This is a genomic window from Acinetobacter sp. A47, assembly GCF_000805455.1.
GTDB lineage: Bacteria > Pseudomonadota > Gammaproteobacteria > Pseudomonadales > Moraxellaceae > Acinetobacter.
This window is the reverse complement of record NZ_JSUS01000064.1, coordinates 153,755-169,274: the sequence shown is the minus strand read 5'-3', so window position 1 is coordinate 169,274 and position 15,520 is coordinate 153,755. Positions and strand designations below refer to the sequence as shown.

18 protein-coding genes are annotated in these 15,520 nt (G+C 46.9%); 12 read left to right on the top strand and 6 right to left on the bottom strand.

Translation table 11 applies throughout. The annotated features are described in order from the left end of the window. Positions 1-6: 6 nt before the first annotated feature. From OC23_RS12975 to chrA, 11 genes are all read left to right on the top strand, one after another. Positions 7-951: a LysR family transcriptional regulator gene (locus tag OC23_RS12975; RefSeq protein WP_038345287.1), complete on the top strand. Its 945-nt coding sequence runs from the start codon at positions 7-9 to the stop codon at positions 949-951. A 252-nt stretch (positions 952-1,203) separates the two neighbouring features. Next, positions 1,204-1,956 (top strand): GntR family transcriptional regulator, encoded by a 753-nt coding sequence (locus OC23_RS12970; RefSeq protein ID WP_038345286.1) that lies wholly within the window; start codon positions 1,204-1,206, stop codon positions 1,954-1,956. A 44-nt stretch (positions 1,957-2,000) separates the two neighbouring features. Then, positions 2,001-3,740: a fumarate reductase/succinate dehydrogenase flavoprotein subunit gene (locus OC23_RS12965; RefSeq protein WP_038345285.1), complete on the top strand. Its 1,740-nt coding sequence runs from the start codon at positions 2,001-2,003 to the stop codon at positions 3,738-3,740. A 10-nt stretch (positions 3,741-3,750) separates the two neighbouring features. Beyond that, positions 3,751-3,996 (top strand): ferredoxin family protein, encoded by a 246-nt coding sequence (locus OC23_RS12960; protein WP_038345284.1) that lies wholly within the window; start codon positions 3,751-3,753, stop codon positions 3,994-3,996. Between the two features lie 10 nt (positions 3,997-4,006). Next, a complete protein-coding gene (locus OC23_RS12955; RefSeq protein WP_038345282.1) occupies positions 4,007-5,416 on the top strand; it encodes an ABC transporter substrate-binding protein in 1,410 nt (469 codons plus the stop codon). 138 nt (positions 5,417-5,554) lie between these two features. Beyond that, positions 5,555-6,397 (top strand): ABC transporter permease, encoded by an 843-nt coding sequence (locus OC23_RS12950; protein WP_038345281.1) that lies wholly within the window; start codon positions 5,555-5,557, stop codon positions 6,395-6,397. Between the two features lies 1 nt (position 6,398). After that, complete coding sequence (locus OC23_RS12945) at positions 6,399-7,220, top strand: ABC transporter ATP-binding protein (protein ID WP_038345280.1); 822 nt, start codon at positions 6,399-6,401, stop codon at positions 7,218-7,220. Between the two features lie 12 nt (positions 7,221-7,232). Next, on the top strand, positions 7,233-8,225 hold the full coding sequence (locus tag OC23_RS12940; protein WP_038345279.1) for a HEAT repeat domain-containing protein: 993 nt from the start codon (positions 7,233-7,235) through the stop codon (positions 8,223-8,225). Then, a complete protein-coding gene (locus tag OC23_RS12935) occupies positions 8,215-8,502 on the top strand; it encodes a DUF971 domain-containing protein (RefSeq protein ID WP_038345278.1) in 288 nt (95 codons plus the stop codon). Before OC23_RS12940 ends, OC23_RS12935 begins: the two co-directional genes overlap by 11 nt. A gap of 106 nt (positions 8,503-8,608) precedes the next feature. Further along, the gene (locus OC23_RS12930) at positions 8,609-9,532 is read left to right on the top strand and encodes a chromate resistance protein ChrB domain-containing protein (protein ID WP_038345277.1); all 924 of its coding nucleotides are present in this window, start codon (positions 8,609-8,611) and stop codon (positions 9,530-9,532) included. 2 nt (positions 9,533-9,534) lie between these two features. After that, positions 9,535-10,887, top strand: a complete 1,353-nt coding sequence (gene chrA / locus OC23_RS12925; RefSeq protein ID WP_038345609.1) for a chromate efflux transporter — start codon at positions 9,535-9,537, stop codon at positions 10,885-10,887. Positions 10,888-10,933: 46 nt separating this feature from the next. On the opposite strand, the gene dmeF is transcribed toward chrA, so the two are convergent. After that, the gene (dmeF, locus tag OC23_RS12920) at positions 10,934-11,869 is read right to left on the bottom strand and encodes a CDF family Co(II)/Ni(II) efflux transporter DmeF (RefSeq protein WP_038345276.1); all 936 of its coding nucleotides are present in this window, start codon (positions 11,867-11,869) and stop codon (positions 10,934-10,936) included. Positions 11,870-11,925: 56 nt separating this feature from the next. Between dmeF and OC23_RS12915 the strand changes: the two genes are divergently transcribed. Continuing rightward, the gene (locus OC23_RS12915) at positions 11,926-12,192 is read left to right on the top strand and encodes a metal/formaldehyde-sensitive transcriptional repressor (protein ID WP_038345275.1); all 267 of its coding nucleotides are present in this window, start codon (positions 11,926-11,928) and stop codon (positions 12,190-12,192) included. Here the strand turns inward: OC23_RS12915 and OC23_RS12910 are convergent. The 5 genes from OC23_RS12910 to OC23_RS12890 form a co-directional block, all read right to left on the bottom strand. Beyond that, positions 12,187-12,804: an ATP-binding cassette domain-containing protein gene (locus OC23_RS12910; protein ID WP_038345273.1), complete on the bottom strand. Its 618-nt coding sequence runs from the start codon at positions 12,802-12,804 to the stop codon at positions 12,187-12,189. The genes OC23_RS12915 and OC23_RS12910 overlap by 6 nt on opposite strands. After that, positions 12,801-13,496: a molybdate ABC transporter permease subunit gene (gene modB, locus OC23_RS12905; RefSeq protein ID WP_038345272.1), complete on the bottom strand. Its 696-nt coding sequence runs from the start codon at positions 13,494-13,496 to the stop codon at positions 12,801-12,803. Before modB ends, OC23_RS12910 begins: the two co-directional genes overlap by 4 nt. A gap of 4 nt (positions 13,497-13,500) precedes the next feature. After that, complete coding sequence (modA, locus tag OC23_RS12900) at positions 13,501-14,271, bottom strand: molybdate ABC transporter substrate-binding protein (protein ID WP_038345271.1); 771 nt, start codon at positions 14,269-14,271, stop codon at positions 13,501-13,503. Positions 14,272-14,625: 354 nt separating this feature from the next. Continuing rightward, on the bottom strand, positions 14,626-15,060 hold the full coding sequence (locus tag OC23_RS12895; RefSeq protein WP_038345270.1) for a hypothetical protein: 435 nt from the start codon (positions 15,058-15,060) through the stop codon (positions 14,626-14,628). A 166-nt stretch (positions 15,061-15,226) separates the two neighbouring features. Then, complete coding sequence (locus OC23_RS12890) at positions 15,227-15,490, bottom strand: PAAR domain-containing protein (RefSeq protein WP_004654745.1); 264 nt, start codon at positions 15,488-15,490, stop codon at positions 15,227-15,229. Positions 15,491-15,520 lie beyond the last annotated feature (30 nt).

The following is a 15,520-nucleotide window of genomic DNA, read 5'->3' as shown; positions in this document are numbered from 1 at the left end:
TGCTTCATGAGCACAAATCAAGGTCTGGTTCTGTTAACTGAAATGGCAACTTTTGTTAAAGTTGTCGAAACGGAAAGCTTTTCTGAAACGGCACGGCAGCTCGGTTCTACCCCTTCTGCGGTCAGCCGCGCGATTGCCCGTCTGGAACGGGCCTTAGGTACACGCTTATTGCATCGCACCACACGTAAACTGCGCTTAAGTGAAAGTGGTCAACAGGTCTATGAGCGCTGTGTCAACATGGTCAATGCGGCACAGGCAGTAATGGAAAGCTCGGGACAGTTTCATATTGAACCGCAAGGCGTGATTCGGATCAGCGTACCCAAAGCCGTGGGGCATTTTATGCTGCATCCGCACTTACCCGAATTCCTGGCGCTATATCCTCAAATTGATATTCAACTGCTGCTGGAAGACCGTTACATTGACTTGATTGATGATGGTGTCGATCTGGCGATTCGCATTACCGAACAGCCGCCAGGTGGGTTAATGGGACGAAAACTGATTGATATTGATCATTTAATTTGTGCCACGCCAGAATATTTACAGCGACATGGCACACCGCAACATCCGCATGATTTAAAGCAGCATCAATGTATCTATCTGGGTGAACAGCCGAGTGACTCCAAATGGAAATTCCAGCAGGAACAGAAATCGATTACGGTGCCAGTCCGTGGTCGTTATGCCGCCAACCATACCGGCGTGCGTCTCAGTGCCGCCCTACAGCATTTGGGCATTGCCAGTTTGCCTTACTTCGTGGCGCGCCATGCCTTAGAACAAGGCAGTCTGGTACAGGTATTGCCCGACTGGCATTTTAAGACCCATTACAGTGGTGGCGCATGGTTGCTCTATCCCCCGACCCGTCATGTTCCACCCAAGTTGAGTGTGTTCATTCAATATCTGGCAGAAAAATTAGCCGCAGAACCGGTCCTGTTTCCGCAAAATACCCCAAGCTAAAACGATCACTTTCATTTATAAATCTGACGAAAACAGAAAACAAGATGCAAATCAGCACACTTTAACTTATTGATTTTTAATTACATACAAACAAAAAAAGCTCATCCATAAAACAATAAAAAGCATCTTTATTTTCAATCTGCCCATCCATCAATGCACAAAAACAGATATTTTTTGCTGCATAAGTTATTTTTCTTCATTTTGCACAATCGCTAATCTAGCAACCAGGTTGTTATAACAAGTTGAAGTTGAATGAACCAAGCGATTGTAAATAAAACGACTGGCGAACGCCCTCTGTATGATCAGGTCTATCAGGCCCTGCTACAGCAGATTGTCGAGGGGAGCTATCAGATTCATCAGCAATTGCCATCTGAAAAAGAACTGAGTGAATTATTTAATGTCAGTCGTATCACCATTCGTCAGGCACTCAATCAACTTCAGCTCGAACACCTGGTTTACAAGATTCAAGGCAAAGGTACTTTCGTCAGCGCACCGAAAACCTTCCAAAACATTTCCCAGCTACAAGGCTTTGCAGAAGCCATGACCAATATGGGACATGAGGTGTTTAACGTGGTCAAAGAATTTCGCTTTATTCCCGCCACACCGCAAATTGCATCGAAATTAAAACTTTCAGTGAACAGTACCGTGGTGGAAATCAAACGTATTCGCCTGCTTAACCGTAAACCGGTTTCATTTGAACTGACCTATTTACCCGAAGCGATTGGTTTAGCTTTGCAACAGATCAACCTTTCTACGCGAGATGTGTTTTTAGCAATCGAAGAGGATTTATCCATTGCCCTGGGACATGCCGATTTAAACATTGATGCCACCCTGGCTGACGAAGAACTCAGTGAACTGCTGCACGTCGATATCAATGCACCGCTGTTAAGAGTGGAGCGACTGACCCATGATCATGCCGGACACCCGATTGACTTTGAATATCTCTATTTCTCGGGAGAGACCTTCCAATACCGTTTAAGAGTCGATCGAAAAAGACATACCTGACATCAGCAACCGTGTGAATTAAAACGCACTCAAAAAGGCACAACATGAATACGATTACACTGGACTATGACATTGTCGTCATCGGTGGGGGGACGGCTGGCCCGATGGCAGCCATCAAAGCCAAAACAGCCAACCCCAACCTGAAAGTTTTATTGATTGAAAAAGCCAATGTGAAACGCAGTGGTGCAATTTCAATGGGCATGGATGGCCTGAATAATGCCGTCATTCCAGGCTATGCCACACCTGAGCAATACACCAAGGAAATTACCATTGCCAATGATGGCATTGTCAATCAGGCCACGGTCTATGCCTATGCCAAGCATAGTTTCACCACCATTCAGCAACTGGATCAGTGGGGGGTGAAATTTGAAAAAGACCAAACCGGTGAATACGCAGTTAAAAAAGTCCATCACATGGGCGCTTATGTACTGCCGATGCCTGAAGGCCACGACATTAAAAAAGTCCTGTATCGCCAGCTGAAACGTGCTCAGGTCAAGATCAATAACCGCATTGTCACCACCCGTCTGCTCAAAAATGCCGAAGGTGCCATCAATGGTGTACTCGGTTTTGACTGCCGTACGGGTGATTTCTATGTGATCAAGACCAAGGCTGCGATTTTGTGTTGTGGGGCTGCCGGACGTTTGGGCCTACCTGCATCTGGCTATCTGATGGGCACCTATGAAAACCCGACCAACGCCGGTGATGGCTATGCCATGGCTTACCATGCAGGGGCTGAACTGTCCAATCTGGAATGCTTCCAGATCAATCCATTGATTAAAGATTATAACGGCCCTGCCTGCGCCTATGTGACTGGCCCATTGGGTGGCTATACCGCCAACAGCAAAGGTGAACGCTTTATTGAATGTGACTACTGGTCAGGCCAGATGATGTGGGAGTTCTATCAGGAGCTGCAAAGCGGCAATGGCCCGGTGTTCCTGAAAATGGATCATTTGGCCGAAGAAACCATTCAAACCATTGAAGAAATTCTGCATAGCAATGAACGCCCAAGTCGTGGCCGTTTCCATGAAGGCCGTGGCACCAATTACCGACAAGACATGGTGGAAATGCAGATTTCGGAAATCGGTTTCTGTAGTGGTCACAGTGCTTCCGGGGTCTGGGTCAATGAAAAGGCCGAAACCTCGGTCAAAGGCCTGTATAGCGCGGGCGATATGGCCGCTGTTCCACATAACTACATGCTGGGTGCCTTTACCTATGGCTGGTTTGCCGGGGTCAATGCCGCAGAATATGTCGTAGCACAAGCCGATACAGAACTGAATGCGCAGGAAATCGAAGCTGAAAAAGCCCGTATTTTTGCGCCTTTACATCGTCCAGAAGGGCTGTCACCAGAACAGGTCGAATACAAGTTGCGTCGTATGGTCAACGACTACTTACAACCACCCAAAACCCGGCAAAAAATTGAGATTGCGCTGAAACGCTTTGAGGAAATCAAAGCCGATATCGACCAGATCAATGCCAGTCATCCCCATGAACTGATGCGTGCTGCCGAAGTTGCCGTGATTCGTGACTGTGCCGAAATGGCCGCACGGGCCTCGCTCTTTCGTGAAGAAAGTCGCTGGGGTCTCTATCACTACCGTGCAGATTGCCCTGAAAAAAACGATCGGGACTGGTTCTGTCATGCCCATCTGAAAAAGGATCAGCACGGCAACATGATCAGCTTCAAAAAAGCGGTTGAGCCCTATCTGATCCCGATTGAGCAAGATGAGGCCAACGCCTACAACCTGTTACGGATTAATAAAAAATTCGTCGCCGAGACAGTCGAATAAGGAATAACACATGGCTTTTATTTTTAAGGAAATTGCCCATCGCACTGCTGCACCCGTGTTGGTGGATGAAGACAAATGTATTGCGGACAAGGGCTGCACCGTCTGTGTGGATGTCTGTCCAATGGACTTGTTGGCAATCCATCCGGTCAGCAACAAAGCCTATATGCAGTTTGATGAATGCTGGTATTGCATGCCATGCGAGAAAGACTGCCCGACCGATGCCATTCAGGTCAACATTCCATATTTACTTAAATGAGGGGAACACCATGAGACTCAATCACCTGGCCCAAAGCCTGATTCTGAGCAGTAGTTTACTGTTGCTTTTTAGCCCGGCACAGGCAGAAAATATCCGCATCGCCATTGGCACACAGGACACCACCATCAACTGTGCTACGGGTGGCTTGCTGATTCGCGAATTAAACCTGCTACCCAAATATTTGCCTAAAACAGGTAAATATAAAGATGCCAAATACGATATTGTCTGGAAAAACTTTACTTCCGGGGCACCATTGACCAGCGAAATGGTGGCGGGTCGTCTGGATATTGGCGCCATGGCCGACTTCCCCGCGGTCAATAACAGTGTCGCGTTTAAAAAGACAGGCAAAGAAAGTATTTTTCTGAGCGTTCTCTCTGGCAGTACTACGGGAAGTGGTAACGGTATAGTGGTACCTGCGGGTTCAAAAGTCACTTCGATTCAGGAACTCAAAGGCAAAACCATTTCGGTTCCTTTTGCTTCCACTGCACATGGCCTGTTACTGCGGGCCGTTGCTGCACAAGGCTGGGACCCGAAAAAGGATGTCAAAATTATTGCCCAAGCGCCTGAAGTGGCAGGCCCAGCCCTGAAAAGTAACAAGATTGATGCTCATGCCGACTTCGTCCCTTTTGCCGAATTATTCCCCTATCAAGGTTTTGCCCGCAAAATTTATGACGGCGCACAGGCCAAAACGCCTACCTTTCATGGTGCTTTAGCCAGCAAATCCTATGCCCAGCAATATCCGGAAATTATTCAGGCCTACTTACGCGCGACCATTGAAGCCGATCAGCTGATCCGTAAAGAACCGGAAAAATATAGTGAACTGATCGCAGCCAAAACCGGCATCCCGGCCGAAGTGGTGTATTTATTTCATGGACCGCTGGGTGTACAAACCCGTGACCTGAGCTGGAAACCTGAATATAAACGTGCCACGCAAACTGCGGTCGACACCTTGAAATATCTGGGACGTGATGATGTTGATCTTCATGTCAATCAATTCATTGATGAGCAATACATCAAAAAAGCCTTCCAGAGTGCCGGCCTGAATTACGCACAACAACTCAAAAATTACGCACCATCGCCACTTGTTGCCAAAGATGCCCTGACGCAAAAACCAATCCAGAGTTTTGATCGCGTTACACAAATTTGGGTCAAAGGTGAAGCCCAAGTGCGTAGTTATGCCACGCCTGAAACGGCCTTTGCAGATTTAAATAAATTAAAGCAGAGCGGTAAAAATATCCGTGTGGTCTATAACCAGGACCGTAATTTAAACATCAAGTTACTGGCCAATCTGGCATGGTACGCCACCGATAAAAATGGCCAGATCAGTGCCTTCTTACTGCGTGGCGATGCCAATAACTGGGCCAAGGCACATGGCGGCAAAGTCTATGACTTTAATCAGGCCCAAAAACTGGTGAAGTGATCCAGTCCCTCCCAACCTCCCTTTAGAAAGAGAGGAGCCTCACGAATCTTGGTCAGTGTTTAGACTCGTGAAAAGTCCTCCTTTTAAAGGGGGATTTAGGGGGATTTAGGGGGATTTTGAGATTCAGGAGAAAACAATATGAATAGTTTAGCGGATACCCAACCGATTCAGTCTAAGGCCATCCGCCCTGTGCTGATATTTTCAAAAAATCGTGTGATTTCATATAGCTTAGGTGCCGTGTCACTGCTGTTCAGTCTGGTATTTTGGCAACTGGCTTCACAGCATCATTTCAATTTGGGGCTAATCAATTTTGCCAATGTGCCTTCACCACGAGAGGTGATTCAGTCTTTAGTTGCTTTTGCCGAACTGGACAGCGCGCTTGCGCATGTCAAAGCCAGTATAATCCGGGTTTTGATTGGCTTCTTGCTCGCGTCCGTGGTCGGTGTCATTTTAGGGCTGTTGATTGGTTATTCCAGAACCTTGGCTGCCTTATTGATGCCACCTTTAGAAATCTTGCGTCCGATTCCTGCAGTGGCATGGATTCCCTTGGCCATTCTGATGTTTCCATCCTCAGAAGCCTCGATGATTTTCATCACTTTTTTAGGTGCGCTATTTCCAGTCCTGCTCAATACCATTCATGGCGTTGAAGGCGTGGATCAACGTCTGATTGCTTCTGCCAGAAGTCTGGGTGCGGGTCAGTTTGCCATTTTGCGTGAAGTGATTATTCCGGGTGCCTTGCCGAGTATTACTACAGGTCTGGCGATTGGCATGGGCACCTGCTGGTTCTGTCTGGTCACGGCTGAAATGATCTCTGGTCAGCTTGGCATTGGCTATTTCACCTGGGAATCCTTCACCTTGCAAAACTACGCAGACATTATTGTCGGCATGCTGTTGATTGGCGCATTAGGCATGTTCAGCAGTGCTTTTCTACGCTATCTCGGTAAAAAACTTACCCCTTGGTATCAGTTAAGGAAGGCATAACATGCGTCAGTACGGTCATATTCATTTAAACAATATCAACCTGCATCTGGGTCAGGACAAACAACGCTTTCAGGCACTCGATCAGGTCTCTTTTGAGGTTCAGGCGGGTGAATTTGTCTGTTTACTGGGCCCTTCGGGTTGCGGTAAATCCACCCTGCTCGGTGCACTGGCAGGACATTTACCGATTAGCTCGGGCAGCATGTTGCTCGATCAAAAAACCATTGAAAAGCCCTCTTCCGATCGCGGTCTGGTGTTCCAGCAGCACACGCTCTTTCCTTGGAAAAGTGTACTGGACAATGTCTGCTTTGGCTTGAAAATGAAAGGCATTTCCAGAGCTCAAAGACAGGCACAGGCAGCACAAATGATTGAACTGGTCGGCTTAAAAGGTTTTGAACATAAATACCCTGCCGAACTGTCTGGTGGCATGCAGCAACGGGTTGAAATTGCTCGGGTGCTGATTAATCAGCCGCGGGTGTTGCTGATGGATGAACCCTTTGGCGCGCTGGATGCACAAACCCGTTTAAAGATGCAGGAACTGCTGCTAGAGATATGGCAAAGCGTTCAGACCTCGGTGCTATTCATTACCCACGATATTGATGAAGCCTTGTTTCTGGCAGATCGGGTCCTGATCATGAGTCATCGTCCGGGACGTATCATTGAAGAAATCAAACTGGATTTCCCCCGCCCAAGACAAGTTGATCTGGTCACTTCGACCGAATTTACCCAAATAAAAAAACATTGCATCCAAGTATTAAAACAGGCCACCCATACTGAGCTGAGCCGGTTAAATCCGCTCGGTTTAAATCAGAAAGCCGCTGTTTAGGAAGTATAAAAGATGAGTCTAAATTACCCGCTCCTGACCGATATTGATACGGATTATGCCAATTATCTGCCTCAACTGAATCAGGACGATGAAAATATCCGCTTTGTCGCCATCATGAATATTGCCGATGAGGAACAACCTGAATTATTAAGCTGGTTACAATATGCAGTGCTACATGATCCGGCCAGCAAGGTTCGTGAGCTGGCAGCCGCCCGTTTAGAAGGCTGGGAGGATGCAACTTCATTACATGCCTTGGCCCAAGCCCTGAGCGATTCCCATGAAAATGTGCGTGTTGCAGCCGCGCAAAGCTTAAGTGAAATTAAACATTCCGCATCGGCTGGGCATTTGGCCAGTTATTTAAGGCATCAGGATGACTTTGTGCTTGCTTCGGTGTTAAGGGCCATCAGGGAATTACGCGCTGAGCAGCTATTTGATGATATTTTGCAACAGCTACAACATGCCAATCCTATGGTACGTAAGGAAGCCGTCAGCAGCTTAAGCTGGTTGCAAAAAACGGAAGGACTGTCTGCACTGGCACAAATTGCCCAGCATGATGTTGATGCTGAAATCCGTCGAATCGCCACAGGTGGTCTGGTCGCAAGTCGAGCTTTAACATCCGAGATTTTATCGGCCTTACACAGCTCCCTGACTGCCGAAGCATGGCAACTCCGGGTCGAAGCTGCCTTGAGCATTGGCAAACTTAAAGCCGTTGAACTAGAACAACCACTGTTGCAACAGCTGGATGATGCTTACTGGCAAGTGCGGATTGCGGTGGCCCGCAGTTTAGGCTTACTTCAGTCCAAAGCTGCGATTGCCAAGCTTCAGGAAAATTTCCAGCATGACATCAGTAACCTGCGCAAAGAAGTGGCGATTGCCTTAGGAGAAATTGGTGGAGAACGCGCCCAGCATATTTTATTGCAGCATGCCGAAGACCCAGACCCGGAAGTACGCAAATCGATTCGTATCGGGCTGGCGCTGATTCAGGAGAAACAGTATGTCGCTTGAACCTGATCAGCTTACAGTCGATACCGAACAGCAACGCCTGTTGCTGTCCTGGCAGGATGGCACAGAAAAGCAGTTTAGCCATGCCCAACTACGGGCCAGTTGCCCATGCGGTTTTTGTCGTGCCAAACGTCTACGTCAGCAAGAAATTCAATATCCAGAGCGTGTTGCCATCTCTGCCATCTACTCACAAGGTTACGGCATACAAATCTGTTTTGATGATGGACATGACCAAGGTATCTTTCCATGGGCTTTTTTAAAAACCCTGACACCGTCATAGAATATTCAAATAACTGATATATACATCCTAAAAGGATATAAAAATACTGCAACCACAGCCCGGAAATTGTATGTAATATATTCAACAAATAAGTTAAGTATATTACATGAAAATAACCTTACTGATTTCCTCACTCCCCACCCCGAACACCACTACACGGATGCGGGTATGGCGCTCACTCAAGGCCTGCGGTGCTGCGACATTACGGGATGGAGTATATGTTCTGCCGGAAGCATATACAGAAAAGTTTGATGCCATTGCTGAAAATTTAATTGCAGAAGGTGGCAATGCCTATCTATTTTCAGGCATGGCCACAGCACATCTGGATGTGGAGCAGTTATTTAACCGGAAAGAAGACTATGAAGCGCTCTATCAGCAGCTCGGCCAGCTGCGGCAGGCGCTCAACCAGACCGATAAAAAAGAACTGCTGAAACAGATCCGCAAACTGCGCAAGCAGCTGCAGGCATTGATTGCAATTGACTATTTCCCCACCGAAGCACAACAACAAACCGTTCGGGAGTTAGAGGCCGTTGAACAGAGCATTTTACGTTGGGGTGAGGTCGATGAGCCACAGGCTGCTCACGGCGATATTCAGGTGCTACACAAACAGGACTTTCAGCACAGGGTTTGGGCCACCAGAAAACGCCCATGGATTGACCGTTTAGCATCTGCCTGGCTGATCCAGAATTTTATTGACCCTGAGGCAAGCTTCCTGTGGTTAGACACACCAAATGATTGTCCAGCCACCGCCTTGGGGTTTGATTTTGATGGCGCCCGCTTTAGTCACCTTGATCATTGGGTCACCTTTGAAACCTTGTTGCACAGCTTTGGCCTGCATCAACAGTCTGCTTTAAAGCAGATTGCGGAAATTGTGCATTTTCTTGATGTTGGTGGGGTGGAGCCGCCCGAAGCAATCGGGATCGAAAAAGTCATCCGGGGCTTAAGCACTAAAATTACGGATGATGATCAGTTACTTGAACTCTCTAATTATGTCTTTGATGGCCTCTATGCCAATTTTTCTCGAGAATGATCATGCAACAAAAACAAATCAATAAGCCCGATCAGCCCATCACCGCTGTCCCCTTCTGGCAAGCCTTGCTGTTCTGGCTGAAACTGGGGTTTATCAGTTTTGGCGGGCCTGCTGGCCAGATTGCAGTGATGCATCAGGAGCTGGTCGAAAATAAACGCTGGATCTCGGAAAAAAGATTCTTACATGCGTTGAATTATTGCATGCTCCTGCCCGGTCCCGAGGCCCAGCAGCTAGCCACCTATATTGGCTGGCTCATGCATCGAACAGCGGGCGGACTGGTGGCAGGGATTCTGTTTGTACTTCCCTCGCTGTTTATCCTGATTACCCTGTCCTGGATTTATGTCCAATTTGGTGATGTACCAATCATTGCCGGGCTATTTTACGGGATTAAGCCTGCGGTTACAGCAATCGTGTTTCATGCGACTTATCGTATTGGCAGCCGATCACTGAAAAATCCGTTTATGTGGGGGATCGCCGCTGCGGCATTTATTGCCATCTTTGTGTTTAATGTACCGTTTCCCCTCATCGTTTTCGCAGCTGCCCTGAGTGGCTATCTGCTCAGTAAGCAAAACCCGGATTTATTTACGGCTCAGGCAGCCCATCAAAAAAGTCATAAAAGCTATGGCCCCGCCCTGATTGATGATGATACCCCGACACCTGCGCATGCCATTTTCCGCTGGCGCAATCTCGTCAAAATCCTGCTCATTGCAGCATTGCTTTGGTGTGTACCGATGCTGCTTTTAACTTTGGGATTGGGATGGCACCATGCTTATACCCAGATGGCCTGGTTCTTTACCAAGGCCGCCTTGCTTACCTTCGGCGGTGCTTATGCCGTATTGCCTTACGTCTATCAGGGTGCAGTCAATCATTATGCATGGCTGAGTCCCACTCAAATGATTGATGGTCTGGCACTGGGTGAAAGTACTCCCGGCCCCCTGATCATGGTGGTGGCATTCGTGGGTTTTCTAGGGGCTTACAATCATGCGGTATTGGGTGCTGAACAGCTGTTTTTGGCAGGTGCGCTCGGCGCCGTAATCGTGACATGGTTTACCTTCTTATTTTCCTTTGTATTTATTCTGGCAGGCGCGCCAATCATTGAATCGACCCATAATGAACTGAAATTCACAGCACCCCTCACCGCCATTACGGCCGCCGTGGTCGGGGTCATTTTAAATCTGGCGTTATTCTTTAGCTATCATGTGCTGTGGCCAAAGGGCTTTGACCACCCGATTAATTATGAAGCCGCCTTGATTACCCTTGCAGCACTGGTTGCCTTATTCAAATTCCAGATCAATGTACTGTATGTGATATTTGCCTCAGCCCTGTGTGGTCTGCTCTTATATATCGGGGCTTAAGCAGATGCATCGGGTAGCGCAAAATCCGACTCGATGCCCCTCAATCTTAAATATGATGAATTTCTACCGAGGCATGCACAATTTCCTCATGAATCGCCAGCGCGGCTTTGACCTGATCAGGATTAAGATCGGTCAATGTCGTTTCCAGACCGACAATACACGAGAACTTGCCTTTCCCCACTTTCCAGACATGCAGGTCGGTAATGTCAACCTGCGGGAACCCGGCAATCACCTCCCGTATTTCCTCAACCACAGGATGTCCCATTTCGGCATCCAGCAAGGTTTTTCCGGTTTCCTGCATCAGTCCCCAAGACCATTTTGCCACCAGCACTGCCCCCACCACGCCAAGCAGTGCATCCAGAAAATTCCAGCCAAAGTACTTGGCTGCAAATAAGGCAATAATGGCCAGAACAGAGGTTACCGCATCGGCCACCACATGCAGGAATGCAGCTTTTTGATTTAAATCATGATGAGCATGGTGATGTGCTTCATGATGATGGCTATGCGAATGGTGATGGTGATCATCATGACCGCCTTGATGTAATAACCAAGCACAAATCAGATTGACAAGCAGTCCGACAATGGCAATCGGAATCGCTTCATTAAAATGAATGGTGACCGGATTGAATAACCGCTCCAGTGACTGTATTGCCATCAACAGCGCAACTACCATCAATAAAATGGCACTGCTATACCCCGCCAGAATTTCAATTTTCCAGGTTCCAAAACTAAAGCGCTGATCGTGGGCATAATGTCGTGCCATACGATAAGCAAAATAGGCCAGTCCCAAGGCCAGCACATGCGAGCTCATATGCCAGCCATCGGCAAGCAAGGCCATCGAATTAAAAACCCAGCCTCCCATGATTTCCAGTATCATCATGACTGCGGTCAATAAGGTCGCCATTAAAATTCTTTTTTGTGCGAGTGGATTTCCCTGATCAAACTGATGAGAATGACGACGTTTCAGGTTACTATGCTGCATTTATTCTAGTCTTCCAATATACTCCCCCACAGTATATATTTTTTTAGGAAAAAAGTATGGCTCATCTACACCATGATAAAAAAATTTTAAACCGGGTTAAGCGTATACAGGGACAGGTTGCTGCCGTGGAGAAGTCGCTCTCCAGCCCGGAAAGCTCGTGCATCGACGTGTTACAACAGGTTGCGGCAGTTAAGGGCGCTGTAAATGGCCTGATGAATCAACTGATCGAACAGCATTTAAAAGCGCATGTGCTCAAGGATGCTGAACAGGTCAATGATGAAGAAGTGCAACAGTTTCTTGCGCTGTTACAACGTTATCTATAAATACCAGATCTCATCGGTGAGTTGCGCTATTTCCCTCTGGTCATGGCTGACATAGAGCATCGGGATCTTGAGCTCCTGTTTTACCCGTTGAAAAAAAGGAATAATCTCGGCCTTATGTGCCGTATCCAGTGCAGACAGCGGCTCATCCAGCAGCAGCAATTGCGGTGAATACAGTAAAGCCCGTCCCAGCGCCACCCGCTGTTTTTCTCCTCCGGACAGTTTTACCGGCATGCGTTCAACCAGATGTTCCAATTTCAGCAGTTCAATAATATGGCCCGGCTCAAACTGTCGTTGCCGGGGGGCAATATGCTTAAAACCGAACAGTAAATTCTGTCTGACGTTTTTATGCGGAAACAGTTGTGCATCCTGAAACACCAGACCCACGCGACGCTGTTGGGTACTTAGATGAATCTTCTGGCCCTGATCAAACCAGATCTGATTCTGGATTTTAATCCAGCCGGATTGTGGCCGGATGAGACCTGCAATGCTGTGTAATATGGTGGTTTTCCCGGAACCGGAAGCCCCAAATAAACCGATCACCGGCTGGTCGGACTGAAAGCGTTGATCCAGACGAAACTGCCCCTGTTGCAACTGAATATGACAATCCATCATGTTGTATGCCCACGCCTGTTTTTCTGATAACGGTTGTACCACTGTGCAAACCACAAGGCAAAAAAAGCAACGGATAAAGACAGCATAACCAGCCGCCAGAGTGCAGCGTCGGTATCAGGTTGCTGCATCAGGCTATACATTGCCAGCGGCAAAGTCCGGGTGTCACCGGCAATATTGCCAACAAAGGTAATGGTCGCCCCAAACTCCCCCAGACTGCGACAGAAACATAAAATGCTTCCGACCAGAATCCCGCTGCTGGCCAACGGCAAAGTGACCTGCCTAAATGCCCCAAAGCGGGAGGCTCCCAGACTTTGAGCTGCCAGTTCCAGTCGTTGATCAACCAGTTCAATGGCCAGACGAATCGATTGTACCAACAAGGGAAAACCCATCACTGCCGATGCCAATACCGCCCCTTTCCAGTTAAAGGCAAACTCTAAACCCAAAGGCGCCAGATATTGTCCGAATAATCCGCGATTACCAAACAATTGCAATAACAAATAGCCCGGCACCACAGGCGGCAAAACCAAAGGCAGGAACACCAGGGTCTCGATCAGTGATTTACCCCAAAACTCTTTTCTGGCCAGCACCCAGGCCACTGCTATGGCAGGGATCAGGCTAAATGCCAGACATGCCGTGGCGACTTTGCAAGATAACCTGAGGACTTCGATTTCTTCCGGGCTTAAAATCATCATTCAATTACTGCAATACGCTAAACCCATATTTTTTAAATACGGCTTTGGCCTGCTCACTTTGTAAAAACTTATAGAATTTCATCGAGTCGGTATTTTTCCGGATCAGTCCCACAGGATAGGTAATGGCTGAATGCGTATTTTCCGGAAATATAGCAGCCACGGCCACATCTTTACTGATGGCAGCATCTGTTGCATAGACAATGCCAAACTGACATTCCCCACGTGCCACAAAGTTCAAGGCAGCCCGTACATCTTCAGTTTCTACCAGCCGTGTTTTCAGCTTGTCCCACCACCCCAGCGAGCTTAAGGTCTGCTTGGCATATTTACCAACGGGAACGCTTATGGTATTTCCCGTACAGATCTTGCCCTGCATGAGCGGCCCCGGGACTACACGTTTATCGATGCTGAACCGGACAGGCTGGGCTTTAGGAGTAATCAGAACCAGACGATTCCCCAGTAAGTTGATGCGATCTGCTGGAGCAACCCGCTGTCTGTTCTGTAAATAATCCATCCATTGCAAATCTGCCGAAATAAATACATCGGCAGGTGCGCCGGCTTCAATTTGCTTGGCTAGGGTTGAGGAACCGGCATAAGAGGTTTTGATCCGGGTTTTATTATTTTTTTCATAGATTGCATCGAGCTCATCCATTGCATTGGTCAAGCTGGCAGCGGCATATACCGTAACGGCGTCGGCAGCAATTGCCTGCTTGTGTAGCATTACGCTTGCTGCCCATACAGCCAGACATAGACAGTTTGCTTTGAGCAGGGTCGGCATTGTTTTATCCTCAGGTTTCGGGATGTGATCTCAACAGATGGTCTGCTAAAGATACACTAAAAATAACATTTCGCCAGTTTAGTTAGGCTTTATCCATCAGCTGTTTAAAGACGAGTATGGAGCGGAGCTATAAAGCGGCAAGATCGCGACTTTGGGTGCAAAAAAATTTTATAGCTGCTTAATTCAGCATTTCAGCATCAATGATTGGTCCCCGCAAAGCTCTAGTTTTTTAACCCATCGCTACTGACGTGAAAATTAAGCTCATTGGAAAAAAGTTTTAGAAGAAATAAAATCTTTTAAAATTTTAATAGAAATTGATTAAATATCATCATATTGGACTTTACTTAGCCTCATCTAGAAGCTACATATTTGTATCATTTCATTTTTTGATAGATTCAACATAGAATTATGAGTCGACAGGCATGAATAATTTATAAATTCGTACTGTCTTAAATACTTTCCTTTTTTTATTTCCAATCTGATCTGTGTCTCCAAAGTACCTTCTTTTATGCTTGAAGTATCAATACAGAAAATATACTTACTTTGTTTATTCGATAATTTTTTTAAACTTTCTTTATATATATCAATCGATAATTTTTCATCAAAAACATTTTCTTTATACTTAAATGAACTATCTAATAATCCAAACTTATTAGCAGCACTCATCTCACTTGTTTTTAGAGCACAAAGCTGATGACCTGAAAATTCATAATTAAAATTTTCGGTCTGCTTTTCTTTACAACCTCCAAGAAAAGCCATCAATAAGAGCATAGGCAATTGTTTTGACATCAGTAAATGCTCATCCCAAAATCAAGCATTGATCTGTCCAGTAAAATGCGAAATACACAGTTTAGTTGAGCTTGCTGCAACAACCAAATTATTGCTCTAACCAGCGACCTTGCCGAAATAGATTAAATTTTAAAGCCCTTTATTATTCAAAGAGCTTTAAAAAGTTTTAACCTCTCACAGCTAAGTTCTGCTTCGGCAACAATTTACAACCGCACGATAAAGGATCATTGACACGTGCTGCTGCCTTACCCATCACCTGCATATTCGGGTCACCCGCCACAATCGTAGCAACCGTTTTATGTTTTGGACAGGTCGCCTTGTCACCCACACAGGCAATCGGAATCCCTTCAATCAAGAAGCTACTGTTGCCGCTAATCACCTGTCCACCGCCCGTGGTCGGACAGCCTACAACAATATAAGGTGTTGCCATGATCACATCCCTCGCATATCCGTATTACAC